The 19,183-nt window shown below is 61.8% G+C and carries 16 protein-coding genes; 1 reads left to right on the top strand and 15 read right to left on the bottom strand.

The features are described from left to right. Window positions 1-68: 68 nt before the first annotated feature. The 10 genes from CXY75_RS12560 to CXY75_RS12515 form a co-directional block, all read right to left on the bottom strand. Window positions 69-890, bottom strand: a complete 822-nt coding sequence (locus tag CXY75_RS12560) for a carbohydrate ABC transporter permease (RefSeq protein ID WP_233201881.1) — start codon at window positions 888-890, stop codon at window positions 69-71. Beyond that, entirely contained in the window at window positions 887-1,840 is a 954-nt protein-coding gene (locus tag CXY75_RS12555) for a carbohydrate ABC transporter permease (RefSeq protein WP_104083150.1), read from the bottom strand. The genes CXY75_RS12560 and CXY75_RS12555 overlap by 4 nt, the downstream gene beginning before the upstream one ends. Then, window positions 1,837-3,972 carry a PQQ-binding-like beta-propeller repeat protein gene (locus CXY75_RS12550; RefSeq protein ID WP_104083149.1) on the bottom strand — a complete coding sequence of 712 codons (2,136 nt, stop codon included), beginning with the start codon at window positions 3,970-3,972 and terminating at the stop codon, window positions 1,837-1,839. The genes CXY75_RS12555 and CXY75_RS12550 overlap by 4 nt, the downstream gene beginning before the upstream one ends. Before the next feature lie 87 nt (window positions 3,973-4,059). After that, window positions 4,060-4,950 carry a MurR/RpiR family transcriptional regulator gene (locus CXY75_RS12545; RefSeq protein ID WP_199182449.1) on the bottom strand — a complete coding sequence of 297 codons (891 nt, stop codon included), beginning with the start codon at window positions 4,948-4,950 and terminating at the stop codon, window positions 4,060-4,062. 319 nt (window positions 4,951-5,269) lie between these two features. After that, window positions 5,270-7,183: an ABC transporter ATP-binding protein gene (locus CXY75_RS12540; protein ID WP_369826723.1), complete on the bottom strand. Its 1,914-nt coding sequence runs from the start codon at window positions 7,181-7,183 to the stop codon at window positions 5,270-5,272. Window positions 7,184-7,245: 62 nt separating this feature from the next. Then, window positions 7,246-9,210, bottom strand: coding sequence for an HAD-IA family hydrolase (locus CXY75_RS12535; RefSeq protein ID WP_104083147.1), 1,965 nt, complete (start codon window positions 9,208-9,210; stop codon window positions 7,246-7,248). Then, on the bottom strand, window positions 9,211-10,278 hold the full coding sequence (locus CXY75_RS12530) for an ABC transporter ATP-binding protein (RefSeq protein ID WP_104083146.1): 1,068 nt from the start codon (window positions 10,276-10,278) through the stop codon (window positions 9,211-9,213). It abuts the gene before it with no gap. Further along, window positions 10,275-11,141, bottom strand: coding sequence for an ABC transporter permease (locus tag CXY75_RS12525; protein ID WP_158251194.1), 867 nt, complete (start codon window positions 11,139-11,141; stop codon window positions 10,275-10,277). The genes CXY75_RS12530 and CXY75_RS12525 overlap by 4 nt, the downstream gene beginning before the upstream one ends. After that, window positions 11,138-12,070: an ABC transporter permease subunit gene (locus tag CXY75_RS12520; protein WP_233201880.1), complete on the bottom strand. Its 933-nt coding sequence runs from the start codon at window positions 12,068-12,070 to the stop codon at window positions 11,138-11,140. The genes CXY75_RS12525 and CXY75_RS12520 overlap by 4 nt, the downstream gene beginning before the upstream one ends. A gap of 8 nt (window positions 12,071-12,078) precedes the next feature. Then, entirely contained in the window at window positions 12,079-13,218 is a 1,140-nt protein-coding gene (locus CXY75_RS12515) for an extracellular solute-binding protein (protein WP_104083143.1), read from the bottom strand. Between the two features lie 291 nt (window positions 13,219-13,509). Here CXY75_RS12515 and CXY75_RS12510 point away from each other — a divergent pair, with 291 nt between their 5' ends. Further along, the gene (locus CXY75_RS12510; RefSeq protein WP_158251193.1) at window positions 13,510-14,241 is read left to right on the top strand and encodes a GntR family transcriptional regulator; all 732 of its coding nucleotides are present in this window, start codon (window positions 13,510-13,512) and stop codon (window positions 14,239-14,241) included. 46 nt (window positions 14,242-14,287) lie between these two features. Here the strand turns inward: CXY75_RS12510 and CXY75_RS12505 are convergent, their stop codons facing one another. The 5 genes from CXY75_RS12505 to rplJ all read right to left on the bottom strand — a co-directional run bounded on the left by CXY75_RS12505 (window position 14,288) and on the right by rplJ (window position 19,048). Further along, entirely contained in the window at window positions 14,288-15,169 is an 882-nt protein-coding gene (locus CXY75_RS12505; RefSeq protein WP_233201879.1) for a carbohydrate ABC transporter permease, read from the bottom strand. Continuing rightward, a complete protein-coding gene (locus CXY75_RS12500; protein ID WP_233201878.1) occupies window positions 15,166-16,446 on the bottom strand; it encodes an ABC transporter permease subunit in 1,281 nt (426 codons plus the stop codon). The genes CXY75_RS12505 and CXY75_RS12500 overlap by 4 nt, the downstream gene beginning before the upstream one ends. Before the next feature lie 107 nt (window positions 16,447-16,553). Continuing rightward, window positions 16,554-17,870 carry an ABC transporter substrate-binding protein gene (locus CXY75_RS12495; protein WP_104083140.1) on the bottom strand — a complete coding sequence of 439 codons (1,317 nt, stop codon included), beginning with the start codon at window positions 17,868-17,870 and terminating at the stop codon, window positions 16,554-16,556. Between the two features lie 223 nt (window positions 17,871-18,093). Then, complete coding sequence (rplL, locus tag CXY75_RS12490; protein ID WP_104083139.1) at window positions 18,094-18,477, bottom strand: 50S ribosomal protein L7/L12; 384 nt, start codon at window positions 18,475-18,477, stop codon at window positions 18,094-18,096. A 55-nt stretch (window positions 18,478-18,532) separates the two neighbouring features. Continuing rightward, complete coding sequence (gene rplJ / locus CXY75_RS12485) at window positions 18,533-19,048, bottom strand: 50S ribosomal protein L10 (protein WP_104083138.1); 516 nt, start codon at window positions 19,046-19,048, stop codon at window positions 18,533-18,535. Window positions 19,049-19,183: the final 135 nt, after the last annotated feature.

Genomic DNA, 19,183 nt, shown 5'->3' with positions numbered 1-19,183 from the left:
CGAAGGGCCGAGCGGATCTTAGGGAAAAATGCGGGAAAAGTGACGAGACTCGTTTGCATTGTGCACGGTCAGCCGGGGATCTCTGCTCCGCTCATTCCCTGAACGAAGCGCTTCTGCGCCACGAGGAAGAGGATGATAACGGGTGCGGTCACGATTGCGGCTCCTGCCGCCAGGGCCGAGTAGTCGAACCCAGCATCGGCCTGTTGAAAGACCGCAAGCGCCAGGGGCGGAGTGGCGAGGTCGGGGCTACGGGCGATCAGTAGCGGCCACATGTAGTCGTTCCAGTGAGTGAACACGGAGAACACGCTGAAAGCCGCGATACCGGGTGCGGCCATGGGAATGACCACGTTGTACAGAGTTCGTACGTGGCCCAACCCGTCGGTGCGTGCCGCATCCATGAGGGAATCGGGAATGGCCATCATCTGCTGGCGGAGGAGAAAGATCCCGAACGCGCTGGTCATATAGGGCAAAATCAGGCCGGGGAGGGAGTCGGCGAGGCCAACGGTATTGATTCCAATGAAGATGGGAATCAGGCTGACTTGTCCGGGGACGAGCAGACAGGCGATGACGATCGCGAGTGCGATTCCGACCCCACGCATGCGAACCTTTGCGAGCACATAAGCCGCGGGAATGCAGGTGATGAGTTGGAGAGCGAGAATCGACAGCGTCATGGCAGATCCGACGAGGATCGCCTGGCCGAGGTTAGCGTCCGTCCAAGCTCGGGCGAAATTCGACCAGTCCAGGCTCGACGGGATGAAGGACAGGCCGTCGAAGAACACCTCGTCTGCGGGCGAAACGGCGGTCCGCATCATCCAATAAAAGGGAAAGAGCGACACCAGAACGGCCAAGGCAATGAACAGCCATCGTCCGGTTCGAAACACGTAAATCATTTGTGACCTCCTGCGAGTACGCGGCGCTGAATGAGCCCGATGCCGACGAGCACGACAAGAAGCAGGAACGAGAGCGCGGAAGCTGCACCGAGATCGAAGTAGCCGAAGCCGAGTTTCCAGGTCATGGTGAGAATCGTTTCGCTGGATCCTTGCGGACCGCCCTGCGTCATTACGTTGATGGTGTCGAAGACCTGAACCGAGCCGAGCACGGCGACGACCGTGGCGAAGACAACGGTGGGTTTCATGATGGGAAGCGTGATGCGGGTCAGTTTTGTCCAGCCCCGAATGCCCTCGGCCCTGGTGGCCTCATGGATGGTGCCGGGAACTGTGGCGAGTCCGGCGAAGAAGATCATCATGCTAAAAGAAGCGCTACGCCATACGCCGACCAAAGCGAGGGTGAGCAGCGAGGTGCTCGTGTCGCCGAGCCAATTGACGGACCCGAATCCGGCGAAACCCAGCATCTGATTGATGAAACCGCCCTGAAAGGCGAACAGCCAACGAAACACAACTGCCATTGCCACCAGGTTGGCGGTCATCGGCAGGAACAATGCTGTTCGCACAAAAGCGCGCCCTCTCACCACTGAATTCGCCAGGAGCGCCAGTCCTAGCCCGATCGCGAGACTGGGCACGATGGTGATCACCGAGTAGACGAAGGTGTTGCCGATGGCCTGAAGTACGGCAGAGTCGGTCAGTACCCGTACGTAATTGGTCAGGCCCACCCATTGCCACGCGCCGCCGGTGAGCGGCACGGAGAAGAAACTGGCAGCGAGCGACAGAATTGCAGGAACGATCACAAAGATGCCGATGCCGATGCCGGCCGGCAGCAGAAAGAGAACCGGAACAAGGTTCGTTCGGGCGTGCCTGGGCGGTCGCAGTGGCAAGTTGTCGGAGGAAACAATTTTCTCGTCGCGAGTCCGAGTCCGAGTCCGAGTCCGAGTCAGTGTAGTCATGACGCAATGTCTCGGGACAGAGCGAGCACGTTGCCATCAACGCCAACAGCAATGAGGCGGTCGCCCGCCTCCACGAGACTCGCGGCGATCGGTGAGGCGAGTTGGGTCTGCCCGATAACGTTTCCTTCAAGGTCGATGCGGCGAACGATCCCGTCGAGGCCGGGCAGTATCAGGTGCACACCAACGAGGAGTGGTGCAGCTATTACCGGGTGCGGAATTTTTGTGTACGACGCCATGGGGAAGGGGGCGGCTCCCGTGATTGGCAGGTCCCAGAGGGTCTGTCCGGTTTCGCGCTCCAGCAGTCGCAGCCCGTGACCCGTCACCGTAACGACGTAGCCCGCATCCGTGATGACTGGCGTAGCCGGGCTGAACCCGCCCTGGTGCGGCTGCGTCCAGATCGTTGCGCCTGTTGTCCTATTTACGCGGGTGGTGTTGCCATACGCCGGCATGAGGACAGTGTCAGTTTGTGAGTCATAGCTGGCCGTGCCCATGATGAGCATCCGCTTCAGTGCGAGGAAGGGATCCGTGCCATCCCAGTCGCCGCGGTTCCACACGGACTCGCCTGTTCCAGCATCGAGACCGATTGGATGCGCGGGCGTGGGCCAGAAGCCCATCACCAACAGATCATCGACCAGCAGCGGCGCCGAGTGGTTCACGAGGTTGTGGTGCGGCGAAAGGTCCGTGCGACGCCAGATTACTTCGCCGGTGCGGATGTCTACGGCGCGCAAGTCGGACTGGTCACCGAGGTAGACCATTCCGTTGGCAACCGTTGGGCTACCCCAGGCAAAACGGCGTAGCGGATCACTTGATTTCAAGCTCCAGATGACCTCACCGGTGCTGCGATCAAACCCGGTCAGGTCGCCGCTCACCTCGGCAGCCACGACAACGTTCTCGGCGGCGGCCGGTGTCGTCTTCACTGCCGAGGCAGTGTGTGCTCGCCAGACCAGCGCCCCGGTGGCCAGATCAAAGGCCTCAACAGTTCCGGCCGCACGATCCTCGATTTGACCACCGGCGAGAACGAGGTCGCCGTCAACGGATGCACGCTGCCGGTGGCCGGCACCACCGAGTTCGGCCCGCCACAGTACGGCGGAATCGTCTGACCGGTTGCTCGTCGCCGCGAAAGTAGACGTAGAAACATCGCCGAGGGCATCGGGAACGGGAACGGTCAGCAGGGTCTGCGTCTTCAACGTGATATTTTCGCCGTCCCAGGTGACAAGGCGGTAAGCCGGCGGACTGTAGTCGAGGCTTGCGAAGAACGTGGTGGGGCTGTTTACGTGCAGCGTACCGTCAACCTCGACGACCCTCGACGTGTGCCAGTGGCCCGAAAAAGTTGCCTTCGGTAACCACGGCAACTGCTCGATAATGGAGAAATTCGGCTGGTCATGGAACAGTAAGATCCAAGGGCTGCCTTCTGGCCGAGCCTGAAGGTCTGCCCGCACCCAGTCGTTCTGCATGTCGTGGTCGATACCGAGCTCATGGGTGTGCCAATCGAGTGTGACCACGTGCAGCCCAGCGACATCGAAGCTGTACCAACGTGGCCCGAAGTAGCGTTCATACAGCTCGGGCGTTCCATCATTGGTGAGATAGTTGTTGCGGCTGATGATGGCGCCGCGGCGCCCGTTCATGTGGTCGTGGTTTCCGGGAATAAGGTGCACGGGCACCGGGCTCGACGTCAGCACGTCGACGTACGCTTCGTATTCCTCAGTAACGCCATTGTCGACGAGGTCACCCGTGACGAAAATGCTTTGCGCATTCGGCGCATATTCCGGCAGCCGGGTGAGAAAATCACGCACCTGGTCGGGAAGGCTGCCTTCGCGGTACAGTCCAGACTGATCCGCATCCGCAGCATCTTTCGGAACCGTCAGGTGCGTATCGGTGAGGTGCACAAACTCGTAAGGGAGAGACTGGGGAGTTTCCAGTAGTTCGAAGCGGATCTCGGTCTCGTCGCCCGCCGGCGTCGGGACCCACCATGGGGTCGCGGTGTACCCAGAGGGCCGCGTGATCACGACAAAGGAACCCGCACGCGGCAGGGTGAATAGACCGGACATATCGGTCTGGGTAACGTGGTGGCCATTGGTGACGACAATGCCCTCGGCCGGTTGGCCCGAGCTGTAAACAACGATTCCGTGCACGGATAGGTTCCTTCTCGTGTTGTGAGTATTCGAATTGCAGGGGTTCAGGTCGCTCGATGAATCGAAGATTTCGCGCGATAGGCGGGGTCAGATGCGGTGCTCGATGAGCACATCCTCGGTCATGGCCAGGTGCGCTGAGCTGGTGCTGGTACGTAGCGCCAAGGTGACAAAGAGCGCATCGAGCACGGCAAAGTGCACGATTCGGCTCGTCATGGATTCGACCCGGTAGGCAGTTTCGGCGCTCCCCGCGATAAGACTGAAGTCTGCGACGTCAGTCAATGGCGAGTGCGAAAAACTTGTCAGGGCGACCGTTGTGGCGCCAGACAGCTTGGCGGCGCGGGCAGTGGCGAGGGTTTCAAAAGTGGAGCCCGTGTGACTGATAGCAAAGAAGACATCGCCGGGGCGGAGCATCCGTGCACTGACATGTTGGGTATGTACGTCGAGAGCAAAAGAGGCATCGATCCCGATTTGCGTGAGCCGGTAGGCGGTATCGAGTGCTAGCGGTGCAGAGGTACCGACCGCTCCGAAAAGCACGCGTCGGGCGCCAACGACCTGTACGGCAATCGCTTCCAGCACACTCAGGTCGAGAGTCTGGGCGGCTTGTCCGACGGCTCTGGCAGTTCCATCCAGGACCTTGAGTGTGATCTCGGCGACCCCATCGCCGGGAACGATGTCGCCGAGGACACGGCGTGCGCTCGGGATGGACTCGCTGGCCAGGGTGATCTTGAGCTCCTGGAAACCACGCAGGCCTAGACTCACGCAGAATCGTATGACCGTGGCGGGACTGGTGCAGGCGATGGCGGCAAGTTCGCTCACTGACAGGTGGATGATACCAAAGGGGTCCCGCAGGACAGCTTCCGCCACGCGTCGTTCGGCCGGACTGAAGTCGGTCAGTCTGGCACGGACTCGTTCCGCGGTATGAAGTGTGCCCGGGGCCTGCGGTGAAGTGGCAAGCTCAGGAATTGTTGTTTCGGTCACAACAGCGACGTTAGGCAGCCATTGTGAACGCGCTCCGCCATGTAGATGAACGTTGAACGTTAATTTCAATAAATGCTAAAAACTGAAAATTGATTTCGTATTCGACGAAGATCGTCGGGCTCGATTGCGAGTTCGCTTCACCAGCTGGCTGAAATCCTGCGCTTCGTTGGGGAGCTGCACAGCCGACTACATCAGAGCGGATTTGGACTACGCGGCCTGCGCCGGGCCCACCTTGGAGCGCCGGGCCCATGATCTGTCATCGGCCCCGGGACCGGGCCTGGTCCAGGAAGTTGGGTGCAGAAAGCTGGGGCGGGACGGTTTAGACGGCGAGGTCGGGGCTCGCGGTGACTTGGCGGGCGTAGAGGCCCGCGTAGAACGCTCCACGGGCGAGCAGTTCGGCGTGGGTGCCACGCTCGACGATGCGGCCGGCGTCGACGACAAAGATCACGTCGGCAGCGACGATCGTCGACAGCCGGTGCGCGATGGCGATGGTTGTACGACCATGGCTCGCGGTGTCGAGGGCGGCCTGCACAACGCTCTCCGAAATGGAGTCAAGCGCGCTCGTTGCCTCATCGAGAATGAGCACTGGGGGGTCCTTCAGGAGCACACGCGCGATCGCGATGCGCTGCTTCTCGCCGCCAGACAGCCGGTAGCCGCGCTCCCCCACCATGGTGTCGTACTTCTCGGGGAACGAGTCGATGGTGTCGTGGATGTTGGCGGCGCGCGCGGCCGTGACCAGCTCGGCATCCGTTGCCTCTGGCTTGGCGTAGCGCAGGTTCTCGGCAATAGTCGCGTGAAACAGGTAGGTTTCCTGGCTGACGATTCCGATGTGAGAGACGAGCGATTCCTGCTCGAGGTCGCGCACGTCGATGCCGGAGAACAGCACCCGGCCGGCCGAGGTTTCGTAAAACCTCGGAATCAGGTACGACACCGTGGTCTTGCCCGCGCCGGAGGGCCCGACGAAGGCGGCAAACTGCCCCGGCTCGATCGTCAGCGACACGTCGTCGAGGGTCGGGCGGGCCTCGGCCCCGGCATCCGGGTAGGCGAACCGTACCCGGTCGAACTCGACCCGGCCACGCGAAGCACCCACCGAAGGCACCAGCGTCGCGCCCGGTTTGTCGGTGATCGCCGGCACCAGGTCGAGGTACTCGAAGATGCGCGCGAACAGGGCGCTTGAGGTCTGCAGGTCGAGCGCGACTCGCATCAGACCCATGAGTGGAAACATCAGGCGGGCTTGCACGGTCGTGAACGCGACGATCGTGCCGGCCGTGACATCCACTTGGCCGTTGAACATCAGCCATCCCGCGACAAGATAGACAATGGCCGGAATGCTCGACAGGAAGATGTTCACCATGGCGAAGAACCACTGACCACTCATCTGCTGGCTGACCTGCAGGCGAATCTGGTTGTCGTTCTCCTCGGCATACCGCCCAATTTCGGCGTTTTGCCTGGTGAAACTCTTTGACAACAGAATGCCAGACACACTCAGTGCTTCCTGGGTGATCGCGGTCATGTCGGACAGCGACTCCTGCGTTTTGCCGGCGATACGGGCGCGCACCTGTCCTACCCTGCGCTGAGCAAAGACCAAAATCGGCATCAAAACGACGGCCACGATCGTCAGCTGCCAGTTGAGCAGCAGCATCGCCACGAACGCTGCAATCACCGTCACGGTATTGCCGAGCACGCTGGAAATGGTGTTGGTCAGCACGCTGGCTACCCCACCGACATCGTTTTGCAACCGGGATTGAATGACGCCGGTCTTTGTTTTGGTGAAGAAGCTCAGCTCCATGGCTTGCAAATGGGTGAACAGCCGCACCCGCAAGGCGCCCATTACCTTGTTGCCCACCGTCGCGGTGAGCCAGGTCTGCCAGACACCAAGCAGCGCTGAGCCGAGATAGAGCGCCATCATGATTCCAACGAGCAGCCCCAATCGGGACAGGTTCGGGGTGTCCCCTGGCGGGAACAATCCCTCGTCAAACGCACGCTGGGTGAGTAGCGGCGGAATGACCGACACGGCGGCCGCAATCAGCACGAGAATGATGGTCACCGTCAGGGCGGCGCGGTGCGGAACGAAAAGCTCGAGTATGCGCCGGAGCAGGTTCGGAATCTGCGGCGCCTGCGCGTTTTGCTCGCGCTGCGCCGCGACATCCCCCCGGCTAATGCGCGTGCGCGCCTTACCGTAGCGCCCTGTCTGGGGCGCTGGCCCACTGCCCGCGCCGTGCATACTGCTCATGATGCAACTCTAAACGTGACCGCAGACACGGCCGAACGGATGCCTGCGGCCGGGCTCCGCCGTCACCTCCAGCTCAACCGAGCCACAACAGCTGCGTGGTCGGTTGGCCACGCATTCTCAAGGTGGTGGCCCAGCACATTTGCACCCCGTCCAATGTGGCGTTTTTCTGCGGCAGTGGGTATCAACACCGCCCCGCTCTCGGTCTCACCGGCGACGGTGTATGCCGCCAAGGCGTGCGCGCCGCGGCTAAAGATGAAGTCGATCCGGTCCCGAGGCTCCTCATTGTTTGGGATGATCGGCGACCAGGTGTGCCCGGGCACGGCACCGGCGTTCGGATGCACGACGCGAAACGCGTCGGCGTACCCCGCGCCCTTGAGCATGCGTGAGGTGGGCCACTCGACAGTATTGGCGCGGTATCCCGGCTTCCAATCCAGATGCGAGGGCACGTTGAAATCACCCATGATGAGAATCGGATCCTGGGCAGACACGACGTCCTCGCGCTCGAGCCGGCCCTGTTCAGACAAGATTTTCGCGAGCTCGGCTGCGCGCCGGCGTTCGCCCCGGCTGGCGAGGGTATAGCGCGCAGGGATACGGGCATCATCGGCCGTATAGGGGCCGTAGTCCGAGTGCCACAGGTGAACTGACCACACCGTGACGGCGCCTGTCGGTGTGAAAACGGTGGCACAGGTAGCGAAGGGATCGGTTTCGGTGGCGTGAAGCGACAGTGGATACGGGCTTATCACTGCGGTGTCATGACCCTGTTGCGCGATATTCCACCCCATCGCTGCCGCCAACCGACGGCCATGATCCCCGAAAGACTCCTGCAGTGCCACGATCGAGTGGAGAGATTCCCGAAGATACGCCACCTGCTTGGCGTGGCCGTCGTTGGAATGGCACCCGCCAAACCAGAGATTCCAGGTCATGGCGCTCACACCCTGCTCCGGCAATTCCGGAGTGTCCGCAGCGGGCGCTACGGCCTGCGCTACTGGCCGGGTGGAGCGCACCGTGAATTCACCGGTGCGCCCATTCCATTCCGGGACCACGCCATCCGTCACCAGCAAAAAACGATAGGTCCCCTCAGCAAGGTGGGTCAGATCCATTGATACAGATTTGCTTTCGGTCAGCACGGATGCCGATGCCACGGGTCGACCTGCTGGCAGCTCGTTCCACAGACAGTCACCCTGCGCATACACCTGCACGCGCGCCGACTGTTCGGCCGGGTACTGGCACTGCACGGTCAGAGTCGACGTCGCCGCGTCGAAACTGCCGTGGATGAGGGTGTGTGGCCCGAACTGCACGGGCTGCTCCCGCTCCACAATGCGGGCCCAATCGACAAGTTCTTCGTCGAGCAGAGTGGTGTGCCGCACGTGGCAGTCGAGAACCACGGCCGGGTCAGCGTTGACGCCGACAACGAGAAGGCCGGCGCTCATCGCAGCCACCGCCCCCACCGCCGAGTCTTCGAACGCAACGGCCGTCTCGGCGTTCACCGACGAATCGAGTTCGTGCAGTTTGCGGAGGGCAGCTACGTACAGCTCGGGAGCGGGTTTGCCCGCCGACACCTCATCCCGGGCGACGGAACACGTGATCAAGTCCCGCACACCGATACGATCCAAGATCTGATCGAGCAGCGCGCGCGGACTGTTTGACGCGACCGCAACGGGGAATCGTGACGCGAGTTCCCTCACCAGGGCAAGGGCTCCCGGCATCGCGGTCGCCTCCTGGGCGATGAGCAATTGAAATTCGTCGGATAACGACTCCATTAATTCGTCCACTGAGGGGGTCGAAAGCCCGGCAGCGGCGAAAATCGTCACGAGCTGCGCGGCCACGTCGTCTATCGCGCCACCACGAAAACCGGCCAGGTCTGTCAGGGCCGCGCCCCGTGCGTTCGCGCAGGCAGCCACGGCCCGCAACCAGAGATCTTCGGTGTCCGCGAGTAGTCCGTCGCAGTCAAAGATGATTGCGGATGCCGCACCCGGCAGCAAGCTCGCGCTCACGTCAATGCTGGTGTTGAGAAATTGGACTTGCATTTATGCCTCCATCCGAAGCGCCGGGCGCCCCGTCAGTCGAACCTGAACTCTCAGGCCAATGGGTAACTCGGTGACGCTAGCGGAAGGAACGTCGACCTTGATCTCGGAACTTCCATGGCTAATGTCACCCTCGATCTTGGCCGTAATGCGAGTGGTCGCACCGCGGTAAAGGTGGGAAACGATGTGGGCAGATCCGCGCTCGGACGCCTCCAGCAGGAGCAATTCGGGCCGCACATAGAGCAAATCACGATCGCCATCCTGGTGGGGTGCCCAGAGTTCGGGAACGGCCGCGCCGCGGGCGACGGCGAGTTGGTTCGTCGTACCAACGAAACGAGCAACGAAATCAGTGCTCGGTTGGTCGTACAGAACCCCCGGCCGGTCAATCTGTTCGATTCCACCGCCCCGCATCACCGCCACCCGATCGGCCATCGCTAGCGCTTCATCCTGGTCATGGGTGACGAAGAGCATCGTGATCCCGAGCCGGAGTTGCAGGTTGCGAATCTCCTCCCGGAGTGAGGCGCGCACCCTGGCATCCAGAGCCGACAGGGGTTCGTCCAAGAGCAGTACCCGCGGCTCAACGGCGAGGGCTCGTGCGAGCGCGACGCGCTGTTGCTGTCCGCCGGAGAGTTGGGCCGGAAACCGATCAGCGAAACCGGGCAGCCCGACCAGATCGAGCAGTGAAGTCAGTTTCGCTACCCGCTTGGCCTTGCCTTCGCGTCGCACAACGAGTCCGAACGATACGTTGTCAGCCACACTGAGGTTGGGAAACAGACTGTACGACTGAAACACCATGCCAATGCCGCGACGGTGGGCCGGGACCGGCAATACATCGCGCCCGTCCACCGTGAGAGTACCGCTCGACGCGGTCTCGAACCCGGCGAGAATACGCAGCGCCGTTGTTTTTCCGCAGCCAGAAGGCCCGAGCAGCGCGACGAATTCCCCGGGTTCAACTGTGAGGTTAAGACCGGTGAGCACGGTGGTGTCACCAAACTTCTTGCTTACCGAGGTGTACTCGATACGCGCCCCCGTTGCGCTTCGGGGGTGAGCCGTTGCTGCTGCAAGCGTCACGATTTGTGTCCTTTCAAGGCCAGGACGCGCGCGGGAGCTGCCCGTCCGGCCAGTACGGTCATGGCGATCAACAGTGCCCAAGTGAGGGCGTTAATGAGGAGGGACATGGAGATTGACGCGCGAAAATTGGATCCGGCAATTTGAGTGAGCCAAACCGGCAGAGTTCGGTAGCCCAGCGTCACTGCCATAGTGAATTCACCCAGGCACAGTGCAATACAGAAGAAGGCACAGAAGATGACCGGCCCCTTAACATTGGGCAGAATGACCCGCCGAAGCACTGTGGCGCCGCTGGCCCCGAGTGAATGTGCGCTCTCGACGAGGGTGCGCAGGTCAATGGTGCGCAGACCAGCATCGAGCGATCGAAAGACGAATGGCAGGGTCAAGACGATGTAGCTGCCGACCAGCACGATGGGCAGGTCGGGGTTTTGCAGTAGCTGGCTAATCTGAGCTGGCACAGAACCACGACCGAAACTGGCCATGCTGCGCAGCACGGTGACTAATCCGGCCGCGAGAGCGATTGACGGTACGACGAGGGGGATGGTGCAGACGATCTCAATAACAGGGCGCCACCGGGGCGCCTTCAGGTGGAGATACACCATGGTCGGAACCATAATGGCCAGCAACCCGACAACGGTCAGAACAGTAATGAGCAGCGTCAGCGAAAGCGCACCGAAAAATCCCGGGTCACGCACCGATTCCAGATACGGCACAAAGGTAAATCCGGTTGTGGGCACGTAGATGCTGAAGGCTAAAGCGCAGAGCATCGGTACCGCAATGTAGAGCGCCACCAAGATAATCAATGCCCAACTGAGCCCCGGCGCCACGACCCGGATGCCCCGAGTCGCGCGCGTTGACTGCCTCATTTGAACCATTTCAGACTCCGTTTCTGCAGCGGCATGTAAATGAGCAAGACAACCAGGGCAACGACGATCATGTTGACACCCAATGCCATGGCCACATTCTCCTGGCCGGCCAAGTTGCCACCGGCCAGTCCGCTGTCGATGCGCAGGGTAATAAGGGGTACCCCGCCGCCTCCGATCAGTGCCGCAGCCGAGGCGTGGGTCGCAAACGATGCGCCAAAGAGCAGAACGAATCCGGCCAGGATCGCCGGAGTAGCGATCGGCAAGCCGACCTTCTTCCAGAAGTACCAGCTGGTTGCCCCCACGGATGCCGCCGCCTCCTTCCATTCCAGGCGCAGGCCGGCCAGGGTGGGCAAAACAACCATGACCATCGTCGGGATCAGAAAATACTGATACATCAGGATGAGTCCGCCGCTGCTGTAGAGGGTGAAACCCAGGTCTGTCAGTGACAGAAGCCCCGTCATAATGCCGGCGTTACCGACCGCCGCGATGAAGGAAAACGCGAGGGGAACGCCTCCGGAATTGGCAAGCACGCTCGTCAGCACGGTGACGACAGCGATGAGTTTCTTGGAGCGCGTAGTGAGAATTGCCTGCGCGAGGGCCAGACCGACGACGCCACCGATCAGGGCCGCGATCACGCTGATCTGCAGGCTGTTCTGCATTGCATCCCAGGACGCTCCCCGAAAACTGGCCACAAAGTTGGCCAGGCTAGGCACGTAGCTTCCCGGGTCGTTGACATCGGCCACTCGAAACGCCGACAGCACGATGCCGCAGATCGGAACGCCGAGAAAGAGAGCAATGAAGACCAGGAAGGGAATGAGTCCCGTGAACGAGGAGTCGCCTCGGCGCTGGGCCCGGGCGGGCGACGAATGAACGAGATCCACTGCCCGGTCGACCGAATCAGCGCCGGAGGGGGCGTCGCTCCTGGCCACCGCGAGCATCACGAGGCAACCGCTGCGTCCCACTTCTCAGCGAGGAGCAGGTTGGCGGCACTGCGCTGGGCTTCGGACGGAAACTCGAAGCCAATCGTGACGCTTGGGAGCTTATCGGCCGCAGCCGTGTCGACAGCACCGGATTCGACCAGTGCGTCAAAACGCACGGGTCGGGTGTAGCCATTGAGCAGGATGTTCTGGCCCTCGTCGGAGTACATGAACTCGATCCACAGGCGTGCCGCAGCGGGGTGGGGGGCGTCTGCGTTAATCGAAGCTGCGTAGTAGGACGCCATGGTGCCGTCGGTCGGGATGGCAACCTGAAAATTAACACCAGCTGCCGCAGTGTCATCGGCGACAGCCAAATTCAGGTAGTCCCAGTTGATGATGATGGGGGTTTCACCGGTTTCCAGTGTGCCAGCGTTGGCCTCGACGGGAATGAGGATGCCGCTCGCCGACAACTCGGCCATAAAGTCGATACCCGGCTGGATATCGTCGAGACTGCCGCCCATCGCCATCGCTGCGGCCCACACCGCGTTGAAGCCGGATTCGCCCTGGGCAGGGTTTCCGGTGAGGGCTACCTTGCCGGCGTACTGGGGGTCGTCGAGTTCGGCGAAAGATGTGGGGCATACCGCCACCGCCGCCGCGTCACACCCGATGGTGACATAACCGCCGTACTGGTTCGTCCACCGACCGTCGGTGTCCGTCAGCGCCGGGTCAATGTCAGCGACAGTCGCGGGACGATACTCGGCCAAGAGCCCCTCAGCACTGGCGCTGTTGGCGAAGGAAACTCCGGTGTCGAGGTAGTCGAGGGACCGGCTCTGGCCAATGCGGTTCTTGATGGCATTGATCTGGTCCTGGCTGGAACCGGCCGAGGTGTCGTTGTCGACTTCAATGCCGTAGGTCGCCGTGAATTCCTCGACCAACACCCCATAGTTGGCCCAGTCCGGATACAGTCCCATGACGTTCAGGGTTCCTTCATCCTGCGCAGCACTGACAAGGCTGTCCAGCCCCCCACCGGCTTCGACCGAGGTCGCGGCGGCCCAGCCGCCGTCCCCGGCAGCGTCAGTGGAGGTGCTGGCACAACCAGACAGGCCAATCGCGCCGACAAGCAGGATTGCGGGCAGATAACGGCGATGCGACGTGTTCATTGAAATCCTCTTCGGCCAGAATGATCGTGTACCGGTGGGTCACCGACGGCGACCCCCAAGACAAAAGATCATCGCTCACCAAACTTCTCTAGTGAACTTTAATCTTTGACGTTCGAAGTTCACTAGAGAAGTTGGGCCGGGATGGGTATGTTGAGTGACGAGTAGGTAAACGCTTGGTGAACCCCCAGTGTGTGAGTCCGATGCGGTCATCACACGGCGCGGTGACGCAATACTTTGGACACTGATCCAGGCCGGGCGCTCAGAGCGCGGCCGTACAGAGTGAGGTTGGGCGTGGCTAGGTATCACGACATCGCAGAAGCCGTTCGAGGCGCAATTACCCGGGGTTTCTATGAGCGCGGAAGTCAGTTGCCCAGCGAACGTGAGCTCTCCGAAGAGTTCGACGTTGCTCCCGGTACCATTCGGCAGGCACTGGGCGAACTCGAAACCGAGGGGGTCTTGGCCTCCCGTCGTGGCAGTCGGCGCACCGTCGTCGGCGAGCCGCGGGTAGCCGCCACGTTCGAAGAATTTCGAAGTTTTGCCCAATGGGCGTCGTCGCGTGGGCGCGTTCCAGCTGGCCATGTCGTCTCGGCGGTGTGGCAGGACGCTTCGCCGATCGACCGCGAGGAACTTCGGCTACCGACAGCCGCTCGCGTGTTCTGCGTTGTGCGGGTACGCCTGCTTGATGGCAGCGCCATCATGGTGGAGCGCACCCGCTACCGGGATTCGGTCGGCGCCGCGGTGGAGCAAATTCCGTCCGACTGCCCGTCGGTGACGGCCTGGCTCGCTGCGACGGCCAACGTCATTTTCTCCCGCGCGGAGCATCAGTTTTCCGCCTGCCCAGCAGGGGCGGAAGACGCGCGGCTGCTCGATGTGCGCCGCGGGTCCCCGCTGCTCATGCACAAGCGCGTTAGTTTCAGCCGTGACGGCCTTCCGCTGGAGTGGTCCGTCGACCGTTACGTCGCCGGCACCATCAGCCTCGTCGTCGACAACTCCCTCAACGCCAACGCGTTGCGCTGGGAATGACGGCCGAGGATAACAGGCCGGGCCGCGGCATCCGTTCTGGCGCTGCCTATTTCTGCGAACCCGCCAGGAGCGCCTGCACAAAGAAGCGTTGGAAGGCGAAGAACACGATGAGCGGCACGATCATCGATAAGAACGCTCCGGCCGACAAGACGTCAAGGTTGGACCCGAACTGGCGCAGCTGGCTCTGAATCGCCACGGTCAACGGTTGAGACCCGGAGTCGGTGAAGATCAGGGCGACGAGCATGTCATTCCAGGTCCACAGAAACTGAAAAATGGCGAGCGAGGCAATGGCCGGCCCACCGAGCGGCAGGATGACCTGCACGAAGATGCGCCAGTCACTCGCGCCGTCGATGCGCGCAGCTTCGAGAAGTTCTGCCGGAATCTGGGTGAAAAAGTTGCGCAGCAGAAAGATGGCAAATGGCAGGCCAAACGCCACGTGAAAGAGGATCACGCCGAAAATCGACCCAAAAATGCCGAGGGCTCCGAACATGCGCGCCAGTGGAATCAGCGCGACCTGCAGCGGCACTGCGAGAAGCACGATCACGGCGATGAGCAGCCAGTCGCGTCCCGGAAATTTGAGCCAGGCGAACGCATAGCCGGCCAGCGCGCCGAAGATCACCACCAGGACCGTCGTCGGAACGGTGATCAGAATGGTGTTCCAGAACGACCCGGTGATGGTCGGATTGCTGAGCAGATTGGCGTAGTTGTCAATCGTGAGCTGCGCCGGGGTGGTGACGACCGTCCACCAGCCACTCGAGGCGCTGTCGCCGACGGTGCGCAGGCTCGACACGAACAGGCCGAGCGTTGGCACCAGCCAGAAAATAGCCACGATGACGAGAACCGCGTTGATGATGCCCTTGTCGACGAAGCCGAGAATGCTGCGTGCGAGCGTTTTCTTGCCGCGCACGTGCGTTGGGGTCAGGCTCACGACTGTCTCTCCTGACGGAACTTACGCACGTTGATGATCATCGAGGGCAGTACGAGAATGAGCAGCAAGATGGCTAGCGCGCTGCCGAGGCCCTGGTTGCTGCCACCGCCGAAGGAGACGGTCCACATTTCGACGGCGATGACGTTGGCCGCGGGTTTCGAGGCGCCGGGCGGAATGACATACACCAGGTCGAAGATCTTGAGCACGTTGATAATGAGGGTCACAAACACGACGATCAGCACGGGTGAGAGCAGCGGCGCCGTGATGCGGGAGAACACCTTCCACTCGTTGGCACCGTCCATTCGGGCCGCCTCCTGCAGGGAACGGTCGATGGCACTAAGACCGGATGCGATCATCACCATGGCGAAGCCGGCCCAGATCCAGATGTAGGAGAGGATGATGACCGCGGTGATCAGGCCGGAGCTCAGCCAGGACACACCCTGGTAGCCCTCATCAAAGTTCGACGCCGGCAGAGCGATTCGGTAGGTCTCCTCGGCGAGACCGGCGAGAATGTAGCGGCCGGCGGCATCCGTTTCGGTGGTCGCGGCGATGGTGCCGTCTGCGGCAACAGCGTCGACCCTGATGCCGGGTAGCCCCGTTTTACCATCGTCGATCTGACCGGGGGTACCGCCGCCGCCGGTCACGACGTCGAGCCAGACCGTGCCCGTAACCTGGCCGGCGCCAGCGCTGCCTGCTGGCTCGGCCTGCTCCGCACCGTCTGGCACGCTGTCGGCGCGCACACCAACGAGCGGAAAGTTCTGCTCGTCGCCGGCGGTCACGGCCGTCTCGCCCGCGAGCACGCCGCTGTCGTCGATCAGTCCGGCGTCACCGCGTGGCGTTGCTCCCGGATAGGCTGCGTCGCCGCCGCCGAACGCGCTGTTCACGGCCACCACGGCCGCGTTCACCACGCCGAGATTCGGACTTTCCTGAAAAATTCCTCGAAAGATGACACCGGCGGCGAGCATGGAGATGGCCATCGGCATGAAGATGATCAGCTTGAACGCCGTCGACCACTTGATTTTTTCTAGCAGCACCGCGAATAGCAGGCCCAGCACGGTGCAGGAAACCGGGGCAACAAGCACCCAGATGACATTGTTGCGAATCGCCGTAAAGGTCGAGTCATTCGTAAACATGGTGACGTAGTTGTCCCAGCCAACGAAATCGCCGCCTTCGGCGCTAAAGAACGACCGCACCACCGTGTACAAAATGGGGTACAGCACGAGCCCGACCAACAGCACGAGCGCCGGAGCCAGAAAGCCGAGGGCAATTAAGAACATCCGTCGCCGCGAGGCGCTCGTCCGGGGGCGGCGGCCCCCGGATGATGCGTGAACTGTCGTAATACTCATGGCGCTCGTCACTGCGGTTGCGAGTCGGCGTACTGGACTTAGCCGGCGTATGCCGCGAGCGCGGCATCCTCGAGCGCCTGCTGGGTACCGGCGACATCACTCGAGTCCTGCAGGAACGAGATCATGATCTGCCAGAAACCCTGGCCGGGGGTACCACCGAAGGCACTCGGCGTGAGGTCGGACATGTCGAAGCGGAACGTCTCGGCGCCAGTGAGGGCTTCGGCGATCTGACGGCTGGTGTCGTCGGGGTAGAGCGCCGTGTCGACGTTGTTGTTTGGCGAGGTGAGACCGCCCTCCGGAACCCAGACTTCTGCAGCTTCTGGCGATGCAAGAAACTGCATGAGCGCGTCCGTTGCAGCGTCATCGGTAAAGGCGACGGCAACGTCGCCACCGCCAACGACGGCCGGCGCCGAGCCGTTCACCGCAGGAAAGTCGAAGAACAGGGCGTTCTCGCCGACGACCGAATTGCCGTCCTCGGTGATATTGCCGGCAACAAAGTCGCCTTCATACATCGTCGCTGCCTGCGGGTCAGCGCCGAAGACCTCGGTCACCGACTCGGGGAAGGTACGCTGGGCGGCACCGGATTGTACGAGTGCGTCGTTACCCCAGAGCGTTGCGAGCGCGTCGAGCGCCACTGCTACCGACGGGTCGGTCCACGGGATCTCATGGTTGGTGAGCTGGTCATAGAGGTCGCCGCCGGCAGTCTGCAGGTAGACATTCTCGAACCAGTCAGTCAGCGGCCAGCCGACATCCGCTCCAATAGAGATTCCCGCATAGCCCGAGTCGGCCACGAGCTGGAGTTGCACGAGCAGGTCATCCCAATCTTCGGGAACGGATGCCCCGGCCTGGTCATACAGATCGGTGTTGTACCACATGGTCGATTTGTTCGAGGCCTTGAACCAGACGCCGTACTGGGTGCCGTCTGCGCTTCCGAGGTCAACCCAGCTCTGCGAGTAGTTCTCGGCGACGGCCGCGACGGCGGCGTCGGACAGCGGCTGCAGGCTGCCGTCGGCGGCGAGCTGCGCCATCAAAGCAGGCTGCGCGAGCATGGCAACGTTGGGCGGGCTGCCGCCCTCAATCTGGGTTCCGAGCGTGGTCGCAGCGTTGTCGCCGAAGCTTGTGTAGTTTACGGTGGCACCGGACTGCTCTTCGAATGCGGCGAGCACGGCTTCAAAGTTGGTCTGCTCGGCGCCAGACCAGGCGGCCGAGATTTCGAGGGTCTCGCCGGCGAAGTCGCCGTTGGCAGCGGTGTCATCTGGCGTTGATTCCCCGGATGAGCACCCAGCGAGTGCCAAACCCGCAGCGGCCGCGATGGCGATGGGGACGGTGATTCGGTGATGACGCAGGAATCGCATTGTCTTCTCCTCATTGAGCTGTGCAGGCTTACTCGAAAGAACGTCCTACCAACATAGAAGGGAAGAGGACCGCCCGGCAAGTTCACGGGGCCCAGGCAGTGCTGGTGGATGCCTAATTGTTACTCACGCGGCAGGTGCGGTTAACCACGAGAGGCGCCATTTCCTCGCGGAAATGACGCCTCTCGGTGAGACTACTCAAACAGAGCCCCGTGTGGGGCAGAGATTACTTGAGGGTAACGGTTGCGCCGGCCTCTTCGAGGGAAGCCTTGGCCTTGTCGGCAGCGTCCTTGGCAACGCCCTCGAGGACGGCCTTCGGCGCGCCATCGACAACGGCCTTGGCCTCGCCGAGGCCCAGGCTGGTGAGCTCGCGCACAACCTTGATGACCTGGATCTTCTTGTCGCCGACGGCGTCAAGGATGACGTCGAATGCGGTCTGCTCTTCAACCTCTTCAACGGCAGCGGCGGGGCCAGCGGCTCCGGCAGCGGCGACGGGAGCGGCTGCGGTGACCTCGAAGGTCTCCTCGAACGCCTTGACGAACTCGGAGAGCTCGATGAGGGTCAGGCCCTTGAACTGCTCAAGCAGGTCTTCAGTGGAAAGCTTTGCCATGATGTACTCCTTTTAGTTTCTTAAAAATTCGTGAACCGCGATGCTAGGCAAATGCCTAGTTCGCGGACTCCTGCTTCTCACGCAGCGCGTCGATGGTGCGAACAGCCTTCGACAGCGGTGCCTGGAAGAGATAAGCGGCTCCGAACAGCGATGCCTTGAAGGCGCCGGCCAGCTTGGCCAGCAGCACCTCGCGGGACTCGAGGTCGGCAAGCTTGCCAACCTCCGCTGCGGTGAGCGGGTTACCGTCAAAGTAACCGCCCTTTACCACCAGGAGAGGGTTTGCCTTGGTAAAGGCACGCAGGGTCTTCGCGACGGCGACGGGGTCTCCGTGCACGAAGGCGATAGCGGACGGACCGACAAGTTCCTCGTCGAACGAGGTGATGCCGGCCTTGTTGGCCGCAATCTTGGTGAGCGTGTTCTTTACCACGGCGTACGTGGCGTCCTCACTGATGGACGTACGCAGGCTCTTGAGCTGCGCAACAGTGAGACCGCGGTACTCGGTGAGCAGAACGGCGGTCGAGCTCTGGAATTTCTCCGTAAGCTCGGCGACCGTTGCTTCCTTGTTCGCCATGGTGCTCCTCATTAATAATCATGTGCCGGGTAGCCCGGGGCGCAGACATGAAAAAAGCTCCAGCGCAAGGCGCCGGAGCTGGGGAACAATCCAAAAGACTGTAACTGAACTTCGAACACCTGCGCGGGCCGTTCA

Source organism: Cryobacterium sp. Y11, assembly GCF_002929535.1.
Lineage (GTDB): Bacteria > Actinomycetota > Actinomycetes > Actinomycetales > Microbacteriaceae > Cryobacterium.
Note: the sequence above shows the minus strand (reverse complement) of the source record. Positions and strands in the feature narration are given on the sequence as shown.

Coding starts and splice junctions, on each gene's coding strand:
- CXY75_RS12560 (WP_233201881.1), bottom strand. CDS start 890: ATGATTTACGTGTTTCGAACCGGACGATGGCTGTTCATTGCCTTGGCC.
- CXY75_RS12555 (WP_104083150.1), bottom strand. CDS start 1,840: ATGACTACACTGACTCGGACTCGGACTCGGACTCGGACTCGCGACGAG.
- CXY75_RS12540 (WP_369826723.1), bottom strand. CDS start 7,183: ATGAGCAGTATGCACGGCGCGGGCAGTGGGCCAGCGCCCCAGACAGGG.
- CXY75_RS12535 (WP_104083147.1), bottom strand. CDS start 9,210: ATGCAAGTCCAATTTCTCAACACCAGCATTGACGTGAGCGCGAGCTTG.
- CXY75_RS12525 (WP_158251194.1), bottom strand. CDS start 11,141: ATGAGGCAGTCAACGCGCGCGACTCGGGGCATCCGGGTCGTGGCGCCG.
- CXY75_RS12515 (WP_104083143.1), bottom strand. CDS start 13,218: ATGAACACGTCGCATCGCCGTTATCTGCCCGCAATCCTGCTTGTCGGC.
- CXY75_RS12500 (WP_233201878.1), bottom strand. CDS start 16,446: ATGTTCTTAATTGCCCTCGGCTTTCTGGCTCCGGCGCTCGTGCTGTTG.
- CXY75_RS12495 (WP_104083140.1), bottom strand. CDS start 17,870: ATGCGATTCCTGCGTCATCACCGAATCACCGTCCCCATCGCCATCGCG.
- rplL (WP_104083139.1), bottom strand. CDS start 18,477: ATGGCAAAGCTTTCCACTGAAGACCTGCTTGAGCAGTTCAAGGGCCTG.
- rplJ (WP_104083138.1), bottom strand. CDS start 19,048: ATGGCGAACAAGGAAGCAACGGTCGCCGAGCTTACGGAGAAATTCCAG.